Annotated in this window: 19 protein-coding genes; 9 read left to right on the top strand and 10 right to left on the bottom strand. The window is 72.8% G+C overall.

The window, feature by feature from the left end:
- Positions 1 to 30: 30 nt before the first annotated feature.
- The 6 genes from B079_RS0118830 to B079_RS0118850 all read left to right on the top strand — a co-directional run bounded on the left by B079_RS0118830 (position 31) and on the right by B079_RS0118850 (position 4,651).
- A complete protein-coding gene (locus tag B079_RS0118830) occupies positions 31 to 696 on the top strand; it encodes an amino acid ABC transporter permease (RefSeq protein ID WP_018547399.1) in 666 nt (221 codons plus the stop codon).
- Positions 693 to 1,577, top strand: coding sequence for an amino acid ABC transporter permease (locus tag B079_RS0118835; protein ID WP_018547400.1), 885 nt, complete (start codon positions 693 to 695; stop codon positions 1,575 to 1,577). The genes B079_RS0118830 and B079_RS0118835 overlap by 4 nt, the downstream gene beginning before the upstream one ends.
- Before the next feature lie 233 nt (positions 1,578 to 1,810).
- Entirely contained in the window at positions 1,811 to 3,427 is a 1,617-nt protein-coding gene (locus B079_RS0118840; protein ID WP_018547401.1) for an FAD-dependent monooxygenase, read from the top strand.
- A 136-nt stretch (positions 3,428 to 3,563) separates the two neighbouring features.
- A complete protein-coding gene (locus B079_RS36590; protein WP_359100516.1) occupies positions 3,564 to 3,611 on the top strand; it encodes a hypothetical protein in 48 nt (15 codons plus the stop codon).
- Positions 3,612 to 3,680: 69 nt separating this feature from the next.
- Entirely contained in the window at positions 3,681 to 4,223 is a 543-nt protein-coding gene (locus B079_RS0118845) for a cysteine dioxygenase (RefSeq protein ID WP_026248846.1), read from the top strand.
- Positions 4,220 to 4,651 carry a rhodanese-like domain-containing protein gene (locus B079_RS0118850; RefSeq protein WP_018547403.1) on the top strand — a complete coding sequence of 144 codons (432 nt, stop codon included), beginning with the start codon at positions 4,220 to 4,222 and terminating at the stop codon, positions 4,649 to 4,651. The genes B079_RS0118845 and B079_RS0118850 overlap by 4 nt, the downstream gene beginning before the upstream one ends.
- Here the strand turns inward: B079_RS0118850 and recX are convergent.
- From recX to B079_RS0118870, 4 genes are all read right to left on the bottom strand, one after another.
- Positions 4,645 to 5,550 (bottom strand): recombination regulator RecX, encoded by a 906-nt coding sequence (recX, locus tag B079_RS0118855; protein ID WP_018547404.1) that lies wholly within the window; start codon positions 5,548 to 5,550, stop codon positions 4,645 to 4,647. The two genes, B079_RS0118850 and recX, sit on opposite strands and share 7 nt — an antisense overlap.
- A 3-nt stretch (positions 5,551 to 5,553) precedes the next feature.
- Complete coding sequence (gene recA, locus B079_RS0118860) at positions 5,554 to 6,669, bottom strand: recombinase RecA (RefSeq protein WP_018547405.1); 1,116 nt, start codon at positions 6,667 to 6,669, stop codon at positions 5,554 to 5,556.
- Between the two features lie 244 nt (positions 6,670 to 6,913).
- Complete coding sequence (locus B079_RS0118865) at positions 6,914 to 7,213, bottom strand: hypothetical protein (RefSeq protein ID WP_018547406.1); 300 nt, start codon at positions 7,211 to 7,213, stop codon at positions 6,914 to 6,916.
- Positions 7,210 to 8,001, bottom strand: a complete 792-nt coding sequence (locus B079_RS0118870) for a thioesterase family protein (protein ID WP_018547407.1) — start codon at positions 7,999 to 8,001, stop codon at positions 7,210 to 7,212. The genes B079_RS0118865 and B079_RS0118870 overlap by 4 nt, the downstream gene beginning before the upstream one ends.
- 160 nt (positions 8,002 to 8,161) lie before the next feature.
- Between B079_RS0118870 and B079_RS0118875 the strand changes: the two genes are divergently transcribed.
- Positions 8,162 to 8,929 carry a hypothetical protein gene (locus B079_RS0118875; protein WP_026248847.1) on the top strand — a complete coding sequence of 256 codons (768 nt, stop codon included), beginning with the start codon at positions 8,162 to 8,164 and terminating at the stop codon, positions 8,927 to 8,929.
- 25 nt (positions 8,930 to 8,954) lie between these two features.
- Here the strand turns inward: B079_RS0118875 and B079_RS0118880 are convergent, their stop codons facing one another.
- From B079_RS0118880 to B079_RS0118890, 3 genes are all read right to left on the bottom strand, one after another.
- Entirely contained in the window at positions 8,955 to 10,217 is a 1,263-nt protein-coding gene (locus B079_RS0118880; RefSeq protein WP_078495996.1) for an AI-2E family transporter, read from the bottom strand.
- Between the two features lie 164 nt (positions 10,218 to 10,381).
- On the bottom strand, positions 10,382 to 10,579 hold the full coding sequence (locus tag B079_RS0118885) for a DUF3046 domain-containing protein (RefSeq protein WP_018547410.1): 198 nt from the start codon (positions 10,577 to 10,579) through the stop codon (positions 10,382 to 10,384).
- Between the two features lie 177 nt (positions 10,580 to 10,756).
- The gene (locus tag B079_RS0118890; RefSeq protein WP_018547411.1) at positions 10,757 to 11,692 is read right to left on the bottom strand and encodes an alpha/beta hydrolase; all 936 of its coding nucleotides are present in this window, start codon (positions 11,690 to 11,692) and stop codon (positions 10,757 to 10,759) included.
- 378 nt (positions 11,693 to 12,070) lie between these two features.
- Between B079_RS0118890 and B079_RS0118895 the strand changes: the two genes are divergently transcribed.
- Positions 12,071 to 13,015: a hypothetical protein gene (locus B079_RS0118895; protein WP_018547412.1), complete on the top strand. Its 945-nt coding sequence runs from the start codon at positions 12,071 to 12,073 to the stop codon at positions 13,013 to 13,015.
- Positions 13,016 to 13,027: 12 nt separating this feature from the next.
- On the opposite strand, the gene B079_RS0118900 is transcribed toward B079_RS0118895, so the two are convergent.
- From B079_RS0118900 to B079_RS0118910, 3 genes are all read right to left on the bottom strand, one after another.
- Complete coding sequence (locus B079_RS0118900; protein ID WP_018547413.1) at positions 13,028 to 13,336, bottom strand: AzlD domain-containing protein; 309 nt, start codon at positions 13,334 to 13,336, stop codon at positions 13,028 to 13,030.
- Positions 13,333 to 14,109 (bottom strand): AzlC family ABC transporter permease, encoded by a 777-nt coding sequence (locus B079_RS0118905; RefSeq protein WP_026248848.1) that lies wholly within the window; start codon positions 14,107 to 14,109, stop codon positions 13,333 to 13,335. Before B079_RS0118905 ends, B079_RS0118900 begins: the two co-directional genes overlap by 4 nt.
- A gap of 80 nt (positions 14,110 to 14,189) precedes the next feature.
- Positions 14,190 to 15,050, bottom strand: coding sequence for an AraC family transcriptional regulator (locus tag B079_RS0118910; RefSeq protein WP_051095185.1), 861 nt, complete (start codon positions 15,048 to 15,050; stop codon positions 14,190 to 14,192).
- 100 nt (positions 15,051 to 15,150) lie between these two features.
- Between B079_RS0118910 and B079_RS0118915 the strand changes: the two genes are divergently transcribed.
- Positions 15,151 to 20,094: an ATP-dependent helicase gene (locus B079_RS0118915; protein WP_018547416.1), complete on the top strand. Its 4,944-nt coding sequence runs from the start codon at positions 15,151 to 15,153 to the stop codon at positions 20,092 to 20,094.
- The last annotated feature ends 39 nt before the right edge of the window (positions 20,095 to 20,133 follow it).

Below are 20,133 nucleotides of genomic sequence, written 5' to 3' on the forward strand. Positions count from 1 at the left end.
TACGCCACACACCCGGAAGCGCGGGAGAACGTGTTCGACTTTCTTGAAGGCTACGACGTCCTGGGGGCGTTCTGGACGACGGTGCAGCTCACCGTCTTCTCCGGCGTCGGCTCCCTCGTCTGGGGCATCCTGCTGGCCGCCATGCGGGTCAGCCCTGTCCCCCTCATGCGCGGCTTCGGCACCGCCTACGTCAACATCGTCCGGAACATCCCGCTGACGATCATCATCCTCTTCACCTCGCTCGGCCTCGCCGACATCTTCGGCGTCACCATGGGCACCGAGGACTTCAAGATCCAGGGCTTCCGGCTGGCCGTGCTCGGTCTGACCGCCTACACCGCGGCGTTCGTCTGCGAGGCGATCCGCTCGGGCATCAACACCGTCCCGGTCGGCCAGGCCGAGGCGGCCCGCGCCATCGGGCTGAGCTTCACCCAGACCCTGCGGATCATCGTGCTCCCGCAGGCGTTCCGGTCGGTGATCGGCCCGCTGGCCAACGTGCTGATCGCCCTCACCAAGAACACCACGGTCGCGGCAGCCATCGGCGTCGCCGAGGCCGCCACCCTCATGAAGACGATGATCGAGAACGAGGCGCAGACGCTGGCCATCGGTGCCGTCTTCGCCCTCGGTTTCGTGGTACTGACCCTGCCCACCGGCCTGTTCCTCGGCTGGCTCGGCAAGCGACTGGCGGTGAAGCGATGAGTTCCGTCCTCTTCGACACGCCCGGCCCGCGCGCCAAGGTGCGCAATGTGGTCCTCTCCGTCCTGTTCTTCGTATTCCTCGGGCTGCTGGCCTGGTGGGTCGTGGCCAAGATGGACGACAAGGGCCAGCTGAAGTGGAGCCTGTGGGAGCCCTTCACCACCTCCCAGGCGTGGACGACCTATCTGCTGCCGGGGCTGGGCAGCACCCTCGAAGCGGCGGCGCTGTCCATGGTCATCGCGCTGCCCCTGGGCGCGGTGCTCGGCATAGCCCGCATGTCGGACCACCGCTGGGTGCGCGTACCCGCCGGTGTGATCGTGGAGTTCTTCCGGGCGATCCCGGTACTGCTCCTGATGCTGTTCGCCAACGAGCTGTACGTCCGCTCCACCGACATCGCGAGCGACGAGCGCCCGCTGTACGCCGTCGTCACCGGCCTGGTGCTCTACAACGCCTCGGTGCTCGCCGAGGTCGTCCGGGCCGGCATCCTCGCCCTGCCGAAGGGCCAGACGGAGGCGGCGTACGCCATCGGGCTGCGCAAGGGCCAGACCATGGCGGGCATCCTGCTGCCGCAGGCCGTCACCGTGATGCTCCCGGCCATCGTGAGCCAGCTCGTGGTCATCGTGAAGGACACCGCGCTCGGTGGCGTCATGCTCCAGTTCGCGGAACTCCTCAGCGCGCGCAGCACGCTCGCGGCGAACTACGCGAACGTCATCCAGAGCTTCGTCGTGGTGGCGATCATCTACATCGTCCTCAACTTCGTGCTCACCTCCTTCGCCTCCTGGCTGGAGCGCCGGCTGCGGCGCAGCAAGCGCGGCACGGGCACCGTGCTCGCCAAGGAGACGGTCGACGACCTCAACGCGGGGGACGCGGGCGTCCCCGCCTGACCTGGCGTCACTTGCGTTTCACGGGCGGGGCGGTGACGGACACGTCACCGCCCCGCCCCGTTGCGGACACGCCGCCGTTGCCCGATCCTTGAGGGTGTGATCGCCACGGGCCCCGGTCACTTGACGCATACTCTGCCAATGGGTTGCATACGTTCTGTGATCGTGCACCCCGCTTCACCTTCCTGTTCGTCCGAGTCCGTCAGGGCACCGCTGTGGGCAGGGGGCGTCGCGTCGTGGACCCGGTGATCGTCGTCGGAGCGGGGCCCGTGGGGCTCACGCTCGCCCTGGCGCTGGCCCGCCAGGAGGTGCCGTCCGTCGTCCTGGACGAGGGTCCGGGCGCGGACGAACCCCGCCTCGCGCGCACCGTCGTCCTGCGCGAGGACACGGCCGCGCTGCTGGAGCGGCTGACCGCGATGCCCGCCGGTGTGCTCGGGGCCAGGTGGTCCGGCTGGCGCTCGATGCGCCGTCGGCAGGTGGTGGGCGAGACCGACTTCGAGCGGGACGACCCCGCGCCGCTGCACATCGCCCAGCACGTCCTCACCGGCGCCCTGCGGGCCGCTGCCGCCGCCGAGCCGCTGGTCCGGGTGGCGGTCGGCAGCCGTCTCGACTCCCTGGAGCAGGAGCGCTCCGGTGTCACCGCGCACACCCGTGGCCCCGACGGCACGTGGTGGCGCGGCAGTTATCTGGTCGGCTGCGACGGCCCGCGCTCCACGGTCCGCAAGCTCCAGGACATCCGCTTCCCCGGCCGTACGGCGGTGGAGCGGCACGCGGTCGCCGCGCTGCGCGTCGAACTCCCCTGGGAGGGGCGCGCGTTGCTGCACCGCACGCCCCCGTGGCGCACCTCGGGGCCGCCCTGCTCGGAGATCACGGCCCGCCCGCTGCCCGACAACGTGTGGCGCCTGGACTGGCTGCTGCCCCCGGGCAAGGAACTGGTCACGCCCGATCTGCTGGTGACCCGCGTCCGCGAGACCCTGGCGGGCTGGACCAGTGGCGTCCCGGCGTACGACCTGCTCGACACCGGCGTCCACACCGTGCACCACCGGCTGGCCCGGCGGTGGCGCGCGGGCCGGGTCTTCCTCGCCGGGGACGCCGCCCATCTGCTCGGCGCGCTCGGCACCCAGGGCCTGGACGAGGGGCTGCGGGACGCCGACAACCTCGCCTGGAAACTGGCCGTCGCCTGGCACCACGGCCCGCACGAGGCGCTGCTCGACAGCTACCAGACCGAACGGCGCGCGGTGGTCGCCGCCCGGCTGCGCGCCGCCGACCAGCTGCTTCCGGTTCTGCGCGGCGGGGGCGGGCTGCGCGCCTACGTGCCCGGCGCCACCCGTGGCCAGGACGCGCTGCTGGCCGACGGCCATTTGGGGAGCGGCGCGCTCGGCGAGCCGGGGGCGTACACCACGTCGCCGCTCGCGCCCCGGTATCTGGAGGGCGAGATCCCGGTCGGCACCGAGCCCGGCGCCCCGGTCGCCGATGTGCGGGTCACGGCGGAGGACGGGTCGTTCGTCCGGCTGCGCGACCGGCTCGGCCGGGGTGCGCTGCTGGTCGTCCTGATCGCTCCGGGCACGGGTGTGTGGGACCGCAAGCACTGGATGTCGGCCGGGGTGATGCCCCGCCTCGCGGCTGCCGTGACCGCGCTGCCGCACCGGGCCGAACTGCTCGTCGCCGAGGAGTACCCGGGCGCGCCCGCGCACAGCGTGCTGCTCGTCCGTCCGGACGGCCATCTGGTCACCGCGCTGAGCGGGGTCCGCCCCGCCGACCTGTACGCGGCGGCGGAGGCCACGCTCGGGGGTGCCGAGCGGCCGGAGGACGCGGTGAAGGAGGAGGCGCAGGCGGGTTCCGCCGCGCGCTGACCGTGCGCCGGAGTGCTCCTGCGGCACGTCCTTCTGCCCTGTCCACATGGTGACCATGGATTGATTCGGGGCGTGGCCGCGTGCTGTACTCCGCATCATGACCGACACCTGTGTGCGCCTGTGGCGGAGGGTCCATATGGACCTCGTCCGCTACGCGGGCTGCATGTGTCGTCCGTCCTGCTGAATTCGCATCCCCCTTTTCTCCGGGCGCCGTCGTGCGCCCGTTCGGCGAACCCTTCTCAGGACGGTGCACGTGTCTGTCTCTCCCGTGTCCTCTTCCCCCCTCCCGTCCCCGGCCGCTGCGGCCCCCACGCAGACGGAACTGCTCGACTTCGTGCGGCGTACGGCCGCCGACGCGGAGCTGATCGCCTCGCTCCCGCTCGATCCCGAGGGCCGCACCTGGGTCCGGCTGACGGGGCCCGGCGGCAGCGAGGCGTGGCTGATCGGCTGGCCGCCCGGCACCGGCACCGGCTGGCACGACCACGCCGACTCCGTCGGCGCCTTCCTCACCGCCTCGGGCGAGCTGAAGGAGAACGCGCTGGCCGCCCGGCTCCCCACCGACGGCTGGCGGACCCTCGAACTCACCGACGGCGTCGACCGGGAACGCCGGCTGGCGGCCGGACAGGGCCGCGCCTTCGGCCGCCATCATGTGCACGAGGTGCTCAACGAGTCCCCCGACCGGCACGCCGTATCCGTCCACGCCTACTACCCGCCGCTGCCGCGCATCCGCCGCTACAGTCGCAGCGGTCAGGTACTGCGTCTGGAGCAGGTGGAACTCCCGGAGGACTGGCAGTGAGCGACAGCCGCCCGGGCGAGGGCGAACGGCCCCTCGGCATCGACGCGTTGCTGGAGCGGGTGCGCGACGGCTACCGGCGCGTGGAGGCCCGCGAGGCGTACGAGGCGGCGCGCGCGGGTGACGGCCTGCTGGTCGACATCCGGTACGCGGCGCTGCGCGAGCGGGACGGGCTGGTCCCGGGCGCCCTCGTCATCGAGCGCAACGAACTGGAGTGGCGGCTCGATCCGCAGGGCAGTCATCGTGTCCCCGAGGCCACCGGCCATGACGTACGCGTGCTGGTCCTCTGCAACGAGGGCTACGCCTCCAGCCTGGCCGCCGTCTCCCTGCACCAGCTCGGGCTGCGCCGGGCGACGGACGTGGTGGGCGGCTTCCAGGCGTGGCGTGCGGCGGGGCTGCCGGTGGAGCCGGTGAACGGCGTCCGTCAGTAGCCCTCGCCCTCCAGGAACTCCGTGTCCTCCCCCTCCTCCTCCAGGGCCTGGCGGACGACACGGAGGGCCATGCCCTCGGGGTAGCCCTTGCGGGCGAGCATCCCGGCCAGGCGGCGGAGCCGCTTGTCGCGGTCCAGGCCCCGGGTCGCCCGCAGCTTGCGGTCCACCAGCTCGCGGGCGGTCGCCTCCTCCTGTTCGGAGTCGAGCTGTCCCACGGCCTCGTCGATCAGCGCCGAGTCGACGCCCTTGGTACGCAGTTCACGGGCGAGAGCGCGGCGGGCGAGCCCCCGGCCGTGGTGCCGTGACTCCACCCAGGCGTCCGCGAAGGCGCTGTCGTTGATCAGTCCGACCTCCTCGAACCGCGACAGCACCTCCTCGGCCACCTCGTCGGGGATCTCCCGCTTGCGCAGGGCGTCCGCGAGCTGCTTGCGGGTGCGCGGCGTACCGGTGAGCAGGCGCAGACAGATGTTCCGCGCCCGCTCGGCCGGATCCGCCGCCGAGGGCTCCCCCCGCTCGGCCCTCGACGAGGAGAGGGAGCCCTCGGTCTCACCGCCCGGATCCCCGAAGCGGCGCCTTCGGCCACGCCCTCTGGCGGGACCGCGGCGGCCGTCGGCGGGTTCCGGGCCGTCCTGGCCGGGCCGGTCGTACGACGCGTCGCCGTACCCGCCGCGTCCGCCGTACCCGTCGTCCTCATGGCCCCCGTGACCATGAGTCCCGTACTCCCCGTGACCCCCGTGGTCGTGGTCACCCGTCCCGTGACCACGGCCTCCGTACATCTCGTCCCCGTATCCCAGGTCGTCACCGGCCGTGGCGGAGGCGGAGTCGCCCCCGATGCCCCTCCCCCGTGGGGCACCGGGGGAGGCGTACTCGTGCTCGGCCCAGTCGGTTCGGCGTGTCATGGGTCAGCTCTTGGCTGCGGCGGCCTTGGGCTTGGTGGCCTTGGTCGCCGGGGCCGCCTTGGTGTCGGGGGCGGCGGGGGTGACCGCCGCGTCCGCGCCGGGCTCGGCCGCGGGCTCCTGGGGACGGACGCCGACGCCCAGCTTCTCCTTGATCTTCTTCTCGATCTCGTTGGCCAGGTCGGGGTTGTCCTTGAGGAAGTTGCGCGCGTTCTCCTTGCCCTGGCCGAGCTGGTCGCCCTCGTACGTGTACCAGGCACCGGCCTTGCGGACGAAGCCGTGCTCCACGCCCATGTCGATCAGACCGCCCTCGCGGCTGATGCCCTGGCCGTAGAGGATGTCGAACTCGGCCTGCTTGAAGGGCGGCGCGACCTTGTTCTTGACGACCTTGCAGCGGGTGCGGTTGCCGACCGCCTCCGTGCCGTCCTTCAGGGTCTCGATGCGGCGGATGTCGATACGCACCGAGGCGTAGAACTTCAGCGCGCGGCCACCGGTCGTGGTCTCCGGCGAGCCGAACATGACGCCGATCTTCTCGCGGAGCTGGTTGATGAAGATCGCGGTGGTCTTGGACTGGTTGAGCGCGCTGGTGATCTTCCGGAGCGCCTGGCTCATCAGACGGGCCTGGAGACCGACGTGGCTGTCACCCATCTCGCCCTCGATCTCCGCGCGCGGGACGAGCGCGGCGACGGAGTCGATGACGATGAGGTCGAGCGCGCCGGAGCGGACCAGCATGTCCACGATCTCGAGCGCCTGCTCGCCGTTGTCGGGCTGGGAGAGGATCAGGTTGTCGATGTCGACGCCGAGCTTCTTCGCGTACTCGGGGTCGAGGGCGTGCTCCGCGTCCACGAAGGCGACCTGGCCGCCGGCCTTCTGGGCGTTGGCCACGGCGTGCAGGGTCAGGGTCGTCTTGCCGGAGGACTCGGGGCCGTAGATCTCCACGACACGGCCGCGCGGCAGGCCGCCGACGCCGAGGGCGACATCGAGAGCGGTCGACCCGGTGGGGATGACCTCGATGGGCTCCATCGACCGCTCGCCCATGCGCATGACAGCGCCCTTGCCGAATTGCCGTTCAATCTGTGCGAGCGCGGCGTCGAGCGCCTTCTCGCGGTCGGTTCCTGCCATGGGTTCCACCCGGTTTGCTTGAGTCGATCGCTTCACGTCCAAGACGCTAACGCCTGCCACTGACAATGCGCCCCGACGTCGGTCCGGCCTGTGGATAACTGGGGGATGTTTCTACCCGAACCACCATGAAACACCCGCCAGAAGCCTCGCCCGAGCCTCCATCAGAATGGATGTTCGATTTCCGTGTCAAGCGACTCCCGGGATGAGAGCCGTGTCGCCGAGCGGCCCCGGGTGCGCCCCCTCGCTAGGCCCGAAAACGCGCGGTCCGGCCCGAGACACGGAGCAGGAAGTCCGTCACCGGAACCCCGCCGTCACCGGGGACCAGCACGAACCCTGCCTCGTGGATCAGCTCGTCGGCGGCCAGGGCGGCGTCCTCGTCGGCACGCTCCCAGGCGTCCTCCGCCGCCTCGAACAGCGGCCGGGCGGTCTCCCAGGCGGGCCCGGGCCGGAAGAGGCAGTCGGTCCAGAACATGTCGGCGCCTTCGCGCGTCAGCGTTCCGACGAGCGCGTCCCCCCGCTTGAGCTGCCAGCTTCCGGCGGTCATGACGTCCCCGTCCGCCGGACCGTCAGCATCTGCTGTGCCTGGCCGACCGGTCCGTGGAGGTCGTGCAGGACCGTGCTGGTCACGCCCTGGCCCGTGGGGCCGAAGACCACCGAGGTGTCGAGACCGGTCCAGGGGCCCTCGGGGCGGCGGTGGAGGTGGAGGGTCAGGTCGACGTTGGGGAACATCCACTCGGTGGGCGGCTGACGGACCGCGATGCCGTTGGCGGTGTCCACGAGGGCCACGTAGGAGGCGAGCGGGCTCGCGGGCTGTCCGGCGACGAGGTCGAGTCCGCTGGTGACCCAGACGGTCGCGCGTCCGGGACGCGGGGGTGCGACCGGGCGCACGTCGAGGGAGGCGATGTAGCCGCCCGGCCAGAGGGAGGCCATCGGCCAGGACGCGAGCGCGTCCGGCGGGGTGAGCGGTTCGGGCGCGCCCCCGGCCACCGCCGCCGTGTCACCGGCCGCGAGGAACCACACGCGGCCACGCACCACCGGGCGCCCCGCGATGAGCACGACGGCCTCCACCAGCTCGATGGTGCGGCCGGGCCGGACGACCTCCACCCTGATCTCGCACTCGTCCAGGGCGAGGCGCCCCAGGATGTCGAAGCTGATCCGCGACGGCACCAGACCCCTGTCCGGCCGCCCGGCCAGCTGGCGGTCGATGGCGTGGACGATGAGGCCGCCCAGCGGGCTGAAGTGCTGTTCGTCGGTGTCCCAGGCGCCACCGGCGTGCGGGGTGGGCTTGTAGCGGTGCTCGTCGATGGGCTCGTAGTAGCTGCCGGTGCTCACGAAGACACTCACCTCTCGGCCGAACGGATCGGGCAGGGCCAGCGTGCCAGTACGGGATCTTGGAGCGGCACGCGGGCCCCCGCCCCTGCTTCCGCCGTCGTACGGCAGGTGCCTCCGGCCGTACGACGACCGCGCCGGGCGCCGCCGGAACGCTGGGCGCATGAAGAATCCACGCGCCGTCCGGCGTGCCGTAGGGCGTGCCGTAGAACGCCTCTGTCATGCGACCGGGCTGCTGCTCATGCTCTCCGGTCTCGCCCACCTGGTGGTGTTCGCGGTCGACGGCGGCCCCTGGGACGGGCCGGTCTCCTGGCGCAAGCCGGTCACGTTCGGGCTGTCCTTCGGGGTGACGCTCATGGCGGTCGTCTGGGTCACGTCGTACGTGCGGCTCGGCGCGCGCACGCGCGTGGTGCTGCTCGCCGTCTTCGCCGCCGACTGTGTGGTGGAGGTCGGCGGGATCACGCTCCAGGCGTGGCGGCGGGTGCCCTCGCATCTGAACATGGAGACGCCGTTCGACACGGGCGTCTCCATGATGCTCGCGGTCGGGGGCGGCGTCCTGGTCGTGGTGCTCACCGTCTTCGCCGTCGCGTCCTTCCGGCACCGGCCCGACGGGCCCGCGGGGATGGCGCTCGCGGTGCGCTCCGGGTTCGCGATCCTGCTGGTGGCGCTGGCCTCGGGCGCGGCCATGATCGCGCGCGGGGTCGTCCTCACCCGTACCGGCCACCAGGAGGGCGCCTACCACTCGACGGCGCCGCTCAAGCCGCTGCACGGGGTGAGCCTGCACGCCGTCCTGGTCCTGCCGCTGCTGGCGTGGCTGCTGTCCCGCACCTCCGCGAGCGCGCGGACCCGGTGGCGGACCGTGGCGGCGGCCACCGGCTGCTACGCGGTGGCGGTCGCGGGGGCCGTGGTGTGGGCCGTGCTGGCGTACTGAGACGGCCCGGCCGTGCCCGTCCGCGTCAGGAGGACGGCGCCTCCTCCTCCGTGCGCCGCTCGCGTGCCCACAGCATCCGGGGAAGCATTCCGGGCCGGTTCGCCCGCAGGCGGTGTCCCTGGACGCGCGGGTCGTCCGTGACCTTGTAGCGCTTCACGTACGCGCCGAGGAACGCCTGGAGCGTGGCGACCGCCGGGATGGCGATCAGGGCGCCGACCGCGCCGAGCAGGGCCGTGCCCGCGATGACCGAGCCGAAGGCGACCGCCGGGTGGATGTCGACGGTCTTGGAGGTCAGCTTGGGCTGGAGCATGTAGTTCTCGAACTGCTGGTAGACCACGACGAAGACCAGCACCCAGACCGCGTACCAGGGCGCCACGGTGAACGCGATCAGCATCGGCAGCGCACCCGCGAGATAAGTGCCGATGGTCGGGATGAACTGCGAGACCAGGCCCACCCAGACACCGAGCACGGGCGCGTACGGCACGCCGAGGGCCTGGAGCAGGACGTAGTGCGCGACGCCGGAGATGAGCGCCATGAGGCCGCGCGAATAGATGTAGCCGCCGGTCTTGTCGACGGCGATCTCCCAGGCGCGCAGCACCTCGGCCTGGCGCGCGGGCGGCAGGACCGAGCACAGGCCGCGCCGCAGCCGGGGTCCGTCGGCGGCGAAGTAGAACGAGAACAGCCCGACGGTCAGGAGCTGGAAGAGGCCGCCGAGCACCTGGGCGGACACGTCGAGGACACCGGCCGCGCTGTTCTGCGCGTACTTGCGCAGCCAGTCGGAGTGCAGCAGCCCCTCCTGCACGTCCACGCGCTTGAGCTGTGTGTGGAAGGTCTGGTTGATCCAGTTGATCAATGAGTCCAGGTACTCCGGGAAACCCTCGATCATCTTGATGATCTGTCCGGCCAGCATCGAGCCGAGCAAGGTGACGAAGCCCGCCGTGACGACCGCGAGGCCGAGGAAGACCAGGAAGGTGGCGAGTCCCCGGCGCATCCCGCGCGCGGACATCCGGCTGACGGCCGGTTCGATCGCGAGCGACAGGAAGAACGCGATCAGGATGTTGATCAGCAGTCCGGTGAGCTGGTGGAAGGCCCAGCTGCCGAACTGGAACGTGGCGATGAGCGCGAGCGCGAGCACCATGGCGCGCGGCAGCCAGCGCGGCATCCGCGCGGTGCGCAGGGTGGTGCCGTCGGCCGGCGCAACGGCGGGCGCCACCGGCTCGGCCGGGGGCGCCGCGGGCCCGGACGGGGATGCCGTGGGCCGGTCGTCGAGGTCGTCAGTAGGTGCCACGCGCCAAGTCTCGCCCACGCCGCCGACAGCCGGTGCCGCTCGGGACCGGCTCGGCCTATGACCGTGGACACATACGCCGCCGGACGGCCCCCGCGGCCGGGCGATCCGTGTATTTCAGGGGTGTCTTTCGGCCGATGTGGCCGGCCATCACAGGCGCGCGGAAATCAGTGCTTCTCGCTCGGCACGTCCATGACCGTACAGACCACTCGCCACACGTCCTTGGCGGCCCAGCCCGCGTCCAGTGCCTCGTTCACCGTGCGTCCACCCAGTTCGGACATGACGTGGTCCCGCGCGAACATCTCGGCGTACGACGCCGTGCCGAAGTGTTCCGCCATCCGCTGCCAGAAGACCGTCAACCGCATGATGCCCGCTCCATACCCGCTATGACCTGCATGTTCCCCCACCTTCGCACCCCGGCACGGCTACCCGCACCCGCGTCGGCGTGAAGCGGATGCGTGTACGCAGAATAAAGCGGGACGGACAGGAATCGTGGTGGGCGGTTCCCCGCCGAACGGGGAACCGCCCACCACGAGTCTCGGTCAGAGGTGCTTCTTGTAGAACGGGATCAGGCGCTCCAGCGCCGCCGCGACGGGCTCGGGCTTGTCGTAGAGGTCGTAGTGCGACGCGCCTTCGACGACGACGAGTTCCTTGTCCTTGGAGGCGGCGCGGCCGTAGATCTCCATACCGGCGCGGTAGGAGCCGAAGGCGCCCGGCCGGTCGCCGATCACGACGCACATCGGCTGGGTGAGCAGCACCTCGGCGCGGTCGAAGGCGTCCCAGTTGGCCAGGGCGGCCTGGCGCGAGAAGCGGAAGCTGGTCGCACCGTGCGGCGCGATACCGCGGTCGGTCTTGTAGTACTCCGTGGCCTCGCACACGTCGATGTCGGTCACGCCGGCCTCCTTGGCCGCGTCCATCGACGGGGGCAGGAGGTCGTTGACCACGCCGTCCGCCCCGCGCGCCTCGGCGGTGCGCTGCGCGGCGATGGCTTCCAGCGCCGCCAGCGGGTCGTAGTTGACGAAGCCCTCGCGCATCAGGCGGCCGACGTTGCCCGCGACGACGGTGCCGAGCGCCTTGATCCGGCGCTCCGTCATCGTGGCGTTGACGGCGTACCCGCCTCCGCCGCAGATGCCGAGGACACCGATGCGGTTCTCGTCCACGTACGGCTGCGTGACCAGGTAGTCGATCACGTAGCTGAAGTCGCCCACGCGGAAGGCCGGGTCCTCGGTGAAGCGCGGTTCGCCACCGCTGGCGCCCTGGAAGCTGGCGTCGAACGCGATCGCCACGAAGCCCTGCTCGGCCAGCGCCGTGGCGTACACGTTGCCCGAGGTCTGCTCCTTGCAGCTGCCGGTCGGGTGCGCGCTGATGATCACGGGGTACTTCTGCTTCGCGTCGAATCCCGGCGGGAAGTAGATGTCCGCCGCGATGTCCCAGGCCAACGCCTTGATCTGCACGGACTTGACGTTCTCATTGGCCATGACGGCTCTCTCCTCAGGGAGTGGAACACTCCCGGTTCTCCACGCCACCGAGCACTTCGCGAGGGTGAGCCGAAAAGCTTTCCGCCGAAGAGCGGGAAGGCGTGAATCATGGGAATCGAATTTCTGGCGGCCTGGACATTCGGCATGTTCCGTCGGCCACGAGAGAGAGATTCACATGCGCCGCAGGCCCTCACAATGGGACATCCTCAGCCCCCGACAGGGCTGTCCTGGGACAAAGTCGTCCCCCCACATCCGCACCACAGCCCGGTCCTCCGCCGCCGGAAGACCGTCAACCGCGCGACTCCAGTATCCCGCCCTCGGGGGTGCGCCTGTCCGGGACCGTCCACAAGGGCCGCGTCGCGCCCTACGGTCTGACCCATGTCCGACTCAGGAGCTACCCCACGCCCCCCTGCGCCCCCGGCGCACTCCCCGCTCTTCCGCGCCGAGCAGTTCGTCTGGCTCACCGCGCGCGTACTGGAGCAGCGGCTGTTCGCGTTCCACTTCCTGAACGGCGCCGCCGACCCGGTGGAGGCGGCGCTGGACGCCTATCGCAACGAGGACGGCGGCTACGGCCATGGTCTCGAACCCGATCTGCGCGGTCCGGTGAGCCAGCCGCTGCACGCCGCTCGCGCGCTGCATGTGCTGGACGTGGTCGGCCGGTGCGGCGGTCAGCGGGTGGAGCGGCTGTGCCGTCATCTGACCGCGGCGTCCACCATGGAGGGCGCGCTGCCCGCCATCGATCCCGCCCAGCGCGGCTATCCGGCGGCGCCGTTCGTGCCGATCGTGGACGATCCGCCGAGCGAACTGCTCGCGACCGGGCCCGTGGTGGGTCTGCTGCACCGCAACGAGGTGTGGCACGCGTGGCTGTTCCGGGCCACCGACTTCTGCTGGGAGGCGGTGGAGTCGCTGGAGAAGTCCCACCCCTACGAGGTGGAGGCGGCCGTGGCCTTCCTGGACTCCGCGCCCGACCGCCCGCGCGCGCAGGCGGCTGCCGACCGGCTGGGGCGCCTGGTGCGCGAGCAGCGGCTCGCGGCGCTGGAGCCGGACCGTCTCGACGCGTACCCGGTCGCGCCGGGCTACGCCCCCGCCGAGCACCACTTCCCGCACGACTTCGCCCGCACCCCGGACTCGCTCGCGCGCGCGTGGTTCACGGACGAGGAGATGGCCCGCTCGCTGGACTTCCTCGCCGCCGAGCAGCAGGAGGACGGCGGCTGGCCGATCCGCTGGCGCCAGTGGGCACCGGTACCGGCCCTGGAGGCGCGCCCGGCCGTCACGATCGACGCGCTGCGCACCCTCAGGGCGTACGGCCGCTACGTGGGCTGAGGCCGGCTCCCGTCACCCGCCGAGCATCCGCACCCCCGCCGTCACCGCCACGGCCGCCGCGACGACCAACAGGAACGGTGCGCGCAGCATCAGGGCGACGGCCGCCGCCGCGACACCGGCCGCGCGGGCGTCCAGGACGAGCGCGTGGCCGTCGGCGAAGGTCTGCTGGGCCGTGAGCGCGGCCAGGAGGGCGACGGGGAGCAGGGCGGCCAGGCGCCGTACCAGGGGCCGTTCCATGGCTCCGGCGGGGACGAGCAGTCCGGCGAGCTTGACGGCGTAGCAGCCGAGGGCGGTCGCGCCGATCGCGATCCAGGTGTTCAACGGTCCTCCTCCGCGTCGCCCGGCAGGGAAGCCGGGTCCGGTATGCCTTCGCCGCCCCGGCCGGTGACGCGGCGTTCCGCGAGCAGGGCGAGCGGTGCGGCCAGCGCCGCCACCAGGACCGGCACCCCGGCGGGCAGCACGGGCAGCAGGCCGAGGCCGAGCAGGACCGCGAGGCCCGCGACCGCGCGCTCGGTGGTGGTGCACAGCATGGGCGCGAGCAGGGCCAGGAAGACGGCGGGTCCGGCCGCGTCCAGGCCCCAGGCGTCGGTGTCCCCGATGGCGCGGGCGCCCAGCGCGCCGAGCAGCGTGGTCAGGTTCCACAGGACGTACAGGCTGAGCCCGGTGACGGTGAAGCCGAGCCGCGCGCCACGCCGGTCGCGCTGCGCGAGGGTGACGGCGGTGGTCTCGTCGATCACCCACTGCGCGGCGAACGGCCTGAGCGCGCGCGGAAGGGCCAGCACCTGCGAGAGGCGCAGTCCGTAGAACGCGTTGCGCACGCCCAGGAAGAACGCCCCGGCGGCGGCCGTGAACGGGCTGCCCCCGGCGGCGAGCGCCCCCACCAGCGCGAACTGGGAGGCGCCGGTGAACACCAGGAGGCTGAGCGCGCAGGTCTGCAGCAGCCCGAGCCCGCTTCCGGCCGAGGTGACGCCGAAGGCGAAGCCGGAGAGCCCGACGGCGACGCCCACCCCGAGGGCGTCCCGTACGACGGCGCTGTCCGGGCGTGCCGCGCTCTGGGCGGCCCTGTCCTCGAGTGCTGTCTGTCGCTGTGCCACGCCCGGACGGTACGGCCGCTCGCGCGCGCGGGTCTTGTACGTTCTTGCGCCCGCCCCTCGGCCCCTGGTGCCGCGCGCTTCTAGTGCCGCTCGCGCCGGTACGCCCCCGGCGGCACGCCCACGATCCGGGTGAAGTGGCGGTTGAGGTGCGGCTGGTCGGTGAAGCCGACGGCGACGGCGGCCTCGGCGGGCGAGGTCCCTTCGTCCAGGAGGAGGCGCGCGCGGCGGACCCGGGCGTCGGTCAGCCAGGTGTGCGGCGGCATCCCGTAGGCGGCGCGGAAGGCGCGCAGCAGGGCGAACGGGCTGGTGCCGAGGTCGGCGGCCAGCCGCTCGAGTGTGGGCGGGGCGGCCATCCGTTCCTGGAGCACGGCACGCGCGCGTGCGGCGAGCGAGGCTCCGGCGCTCCGGGGGCGCCGCTCGGGCAGCGGGCCGCCGTTGAGCCGCAGCAGCCTGGTGACGGCCACGCTCAGCAGGGTGTCGGCGGCCAGCGCGTTGCCCTCGTCGACGGCGCGCAGCACCTGGTGGACCAGGCGGGCGGCGTACGGGTCGTCGAGCACCGGGGTGACGAAGCCCGGGGTGCCCCGGATCGTGGTCGTCTCGGCGGCGATCCGGGCCACCACCTCGGGCGAGGGGTAGAGCGCGCCGTACCGCCAGCCCTCGGGGACACCGGCCCGGCCGGTGTGCGGGGTGTCCGGGTTGACCAGCGCGAGGGCCCCGGCGCCCGCCGACACGTCGCTGCCGCCGTGCTGGAAGACCTCGACCCCGTCGGCGATGGCCGCGATCACGAAGTTCTCGTGGGTGTGCCGGACGAAGGTCTTGCGGATGTAGCGGGCGCGCAGCAGGTCCACACCGGGCAGTTCGTCGTACCGCCAGTGCCGTGCCCGCTCCGTCGGAGGCGTTGCCCGCTCCGTCGAAGACCGTGCCCGCTCCCCTGAAGACATGCGCCCATTGTCCGCCACGCAAGGCCGGTCCGCGCGGCCCGCTTCCGTCCCGTTTGTGCAGGTCAGGCGGATTGTCAGTGGCGGGGTGCAGGATGGATGCATGGTCAGTTCCGCCCGCTCGGCCCTCGACGGCTTCTCCCCCGCGACCCGCGGCTGGTTCACGGGGGCGTTCTCCGCGCCCACCGAGGCCCAGGAGGGCGCGTGGCGGGCGATCCAGGAGGACTCGGACGCGCTGGTGGTCGCGCCGACCGGCTCGGGCAAGACACTGGCCGCGTTCCTCGCCGCGCTGGACGGGCTGACCTCCACGCCGCCCCCGGCCGACCCGAAGAAGCGCTGCCGGGTGCTGTACGTGTCACCGCTGAAGGCGCTCGCGGTCGACGTGGAGCGCAATCTGCGCAGCCCGCTGACCGGCATCCGCCAGGAGTCCGTCCGGCTCGGCCTGCCCGAGCCCGAGGTCAAGGTGGGCATCCGCTCAGGCGACACCCCGCCCGCCGAGCGCCGCGCGCTGACCACGCGCCCGCCGGACATCCTGATCACCACCCCCGAGTCGCTGTTCCTGATGCTGACGTCCGCCGCGCGCGACGCGCTGACCGGCATCGAGACCGTGATCCTGGACGAGGTCCACGCGGTCGCGGGCACCAAGCGCGGCGCGCATCTCGCGCTGTCCCTGGAGCGGCTGGACGAGCTGCTGCCGAAGCCCGCCCGCCGCATCGGCCTGTCCGCGACCGTCCGCCCCGTGGACGAGGTGGCCCGGTTCCTCTCCCCCGGCCGCAAGGTGGAGATCGTCCAGCCGAAGTCCGGCAAGGAGTTCGACCTGTCGGTGGTCGTCCCGGTGGAGGACATGGGCGAGCTGGGCGGCTCCCCAGCGGCCGACGGCAGTGAGGGCGCCGAGAAGCCGTCGATCTGGCCCCATGTGGAGGAGCGGATCACGGACCTGGTGCAGTCGCACCGCTCGACCATCGTGTTCGCCAACTCCCGCCGCCTGGCCGAGCGGCTGTGCAACCGGCTCAACGAGATCGCCTACGAGCGGGCCACCGGCGAGAAGCTGGACGAACACCACGCCCCGGCCCAGCTGATGGGTGGTTCGGGCGCGGCCCAGGGCGCCCCGCCGGTGATCGCCCGCGCGCACCACGGCTCGGTCTCCAAGGAGCAGCGCGCCCTGGTCGAGGAGGACCTGAAGGCGGGCCGGCTGCCCGCCGTGGTCGCCACCTCCAGCCTGGAGCTGGGCATCGACATGGGCGCGGTCGATCTCGTCGTCCAGGTGGAGTCCGCGCCCTCGGTCGCCTCCGGACTCCAGCGCGTGGGCCGCGCGGGCCACCAGGTCGGCGCGGTCTCCACCGGTGTGGTCTTCCCGAAGTACCGGGGCGACCTGGTGCAGGCCGCGGTGGTCACCGAGCGGATGCGCTCGGGGCGCATCGAGTCCCTGAAGGTGCCGTCCAACCCGCTGGACGTGCTCGCCCAGCAGCTCGTCGCCATGACGGCGCTCGACACCTGGCAGTACGACGACCTGCTCGCCATGGTGCGCCGCGCGGCCCCCTTCGCCTCGCTCCCGGAGTCGGCGTTCACGGCCACCCTGGACATGCTCGCGGGCCGCTACCCGTCCGACGCGTTCGCGGAGCTGCGCCCGCGCGTGGTGTGGGACCGCGTGGCCGGGACGATCAGCGGGCGCCCGGGCGCCCAGCGGCTCGCGGTCACCTCCGGCGGCACGATCCCCGACCGGGGCCTGTTCGGGGTGTTCCTCGCCGGGTCCGACCCGAAGAAGGGCGGCGGCCGGGTCGGCGAGCTGGACGAGGAGATGGTCTACGAGTCCCGCGTGGGCGACGTGTTCACCCTGGGCACGAGTTCCTGGCGGATCGAGGACATCACCCGCGACCGGGTCCTGGTCTCCCCCGCGCCCGGGGTGCCGGGCAGGCTGCCGTTCTGGAAGGGCGACCAGCTGGGCCGCCCGCTCGAACTGGGCCGCGCGGTGGGCGCGTTCCTGCGCGAGGTCGGCTCGCTGTCCAAGGAGGACGCCCGGCTGCGCCTGCTCACGGCGGGCCTGGACGCCTGGGCGGCGGACAACGTGCTGTCCTACCTGGACGAGCAGCGCGAGGCCTGCGGCCATGTCCCCGACGACCGCACGATCGTGGTCGAGCGCTTCCGCGACGAACTCGGCGACTGGCGCGTCGTCATCCACTCCCCCTTCGGCGCCCAGGTGCACGCTCCCTGGGCCCTCGCGCTCGGCGCCCGTCTGTCCGAGCGGTACGGCATGGACGCCCAGGTCATGCACGCCGACGACGGCATCGTGCTGCGCCTGCCCGACGCCGACCTGATGGGTCTCGACCTGCTCGACCATGAACCGGTGCGCGCCGGGACGGAGTTCGACAGCGAGCAGGCGCCGGTCGGCGCGGCGGACGTCGCCTTCGACAAGGCCGAGGTCGACCGGATCGTCACCGAACAGGCGGGCAGCTCCGCACTGTTCGCCTCCCGGTTCCGTGAGTGCGCCGCCCGCGCGCTGCTGTTGCCGCGCCGCAATCCCGGCAAGCGCACCCCGCTGTGGCAGCAGCGCCAGCGCGCGGCCCAACTGCTGGAGGTGGCGAGCGAGTTCGGTTCGTTCCCGATCGTCCTGGAGGCGATCCGCGAATGCCTCCAGGACGTGTTCGACGTGCCGGGCCTGGTCGAGCTGATGGGCGACCTGGAGTCCCGCAAGGTCCGCATGGTCGAGGTCACCACCCCCGAGCCGTCCCCGTTCGCCCGCTCCCTGCTGTTCGGTTACGTCGCCCAGTTCCTCTACGAGGGCGACTCGCCGCTCGCCGAGCGCAGGGCCGCCGCTCTCTCCCTGGACTCCCGGCTGCTGTCCGAGCTGCTGGGCCAGGCGGAGCTGCGTGAACTGCTCGACGCCGACGTGCTCACCGAGCTGGAGCGCGAACTCCAGTGGCTCACCGAGGACCGCCGCATCAAGGACGTCGAGGGCGTCGCGGACCTCCTGCGCCTCCTCGGCCCGCTGACCGACGAGGAGTTGGCCGAGCGCGGCGCCGAGCCCCAGTGGGCGCCGGAGCTGGCCGCCACCCGCCGCGCCATCAAGGTCCGTATCGCGGGCCGGGAGCACTGGGCCGCCGTCGAGGACGCGGGCCGTCTGCGCGACGCGCTCGGCACCGCCCTGCCGGTCGGTGTCCCCGAGGCCTTCACCGAGCCGGTCAAGGACCCCCTGGGCGACCTCCTCGCGCGGTACGCGCGCACCCACGGCCCGTTCACCTCCACCACCGCCGCCGCCCGCTTCGGCCTGGGCGTGGCGGTCACCGAGGGCGCCCTCCAGCGGCTCGCCGCGAGCAGCCGTGTCGTACAGGGCGAGTTCCACCCGGCGGGCATCGGCCAGGAGTGGTGCGACGCGACGGTGCTGCGCCGGTTGCGCCGCCGCTCGCTGGCCGCGCTGCGGCACGAACTGGAGCCGGTCCCGCCGCCCGCGCTCGCCCAGTTCCTGCCCCAGTGGCAGCACATCGGCAAGGGCCACACCCTGCGCGGCATCGACGGACTGGTGCGCGCCGTAGAGCAGTTGCAGGGCGCGCCGGTGCCCGCGTCCGCGCTGGAGAAGCTGGTCCTGCCGTCCCGCGTGGCGGACTACAGCCCCGCGATGCTCGACGAACTCACCGCCGCCGGAGAGGTCGTCTGGTCCGGCGCGGGCGCCCTGCCCGGCAAGGACGGCTGGGTCTCCCTCTACCTCGCCGACACGGCCCCGCTGCTGCTGCCCCCGCCGCCCCCGCTGGAACTGACCCCGCTCCACCAGTCCGTGCTGGACGCCCTCTCCGGCGGCTACGGCCTGTTCTTCCGCCAGATCGCCGACCAGGTCCGCGCCACCACGCACCCTGAGGCGAGCGACGCCCACCTGGCCGACGCCCTGTGGGACCTGGCCTGGGCGGGCCGCCTCACCAACGACACGCTGGCACCGATGCGTTCACTGCTCGGCTCGGGCCGTACGGCCGGTTCCACGGCCCACCGCGCCAAGCGCACCATCCCGCGCGGGCGGTACGGCTCCCTGACCGCCGCCGCGCGCGCCGCTTCCCGTACGGGCCCGCCGACGGTGGCGGGCCGCTGGTCCCTGCTGCCCGCGCCCGAGCAGGACACCACCGTGCGTGCCCACGCACGCGCCCGCGCGCTGCTCGACCGGCATGGCGTGGTGACCCGGGGCGCGGTCGCGGCGGAGGGCGTCGAGGGCGGCTTCTCGGCGGTGTACCGGGTGCTGTCCGCCTTCGAGGAGAGCGGCCAGGCCCGGCGCGGTTACGTGGTCGAGGGCCTGGGCGCCGCCCAGTTCGCGATGGACGGCGCGGTCGACCGGCTCCGCGCGGTGTCCAACGCCCGCGACCGCGGCGAGGCCCTGCCCGCCACGGCCCAGGACGGCTTCGCCCTGCCCGACGGCACCCCGCCGTTCCCGGGCGCCCTCGACCAGACCACCCCACCCACCCTGGACGGCGACTTCCCCTGGCCCCCGCCCGGCGACGGCATCGCACCGGACACGTACGCCCCGGGCGACCCCTTCGCCGACGCGGGCTACGGCGGCCCCCGAGGCGGCGGCTCCCCCGCGTCGGCCTTCGGCCCGGCCGCGAACCGCGCGAACCCGAACCACCCGATCGCGAACCGCACGTACGCGAGCCGCCGAGGCCGTACCCCCGCCCCCGACACCCGCGCGGTGGTCCTCGCCGCCGCCGACCCCGCCAACGCCTACGGCGCCGCGCTCCCCTGGCCCGACTCGCCGACCGGTGCCGGGCACAAGCCGGGCCGCAAGGCGGGCGCGCTGGTCGTCCTGGTGGACGGCGAGCTGACGCTGTACATGGAGCGCGGCGGCAAGACCCTGCTGGCGTGGCCGTCCGCCCCGGACGGCGCCGACACCGACGACCCACGGCTGCGCGCGGCGGCCGAGGCCCTGGCAGCGGCGGCTCGCGCGGGCTCCCTCGGCACCGTCACGGTGGAGCGGATCAACGGCTCCCCTGCCCTGACCTCCCCCATAGGCACCCTCCTGGAGAACGCGGGCTTCATCGCGACCCCGCGCGGCCTGCGGCTGAGAGTCTGACCACCCGAACACCTGACCACCGCCGAGCCCCCGCCCGCA

Source organism: Streptomyces sp. LaPpAH-108, from assembly GCF_000373625.1.
Lineage (GTDB): Bacteria > Actinomycetota > Actinomycetes > Streptomycetales > Streptomycetaceae > Streptomyces.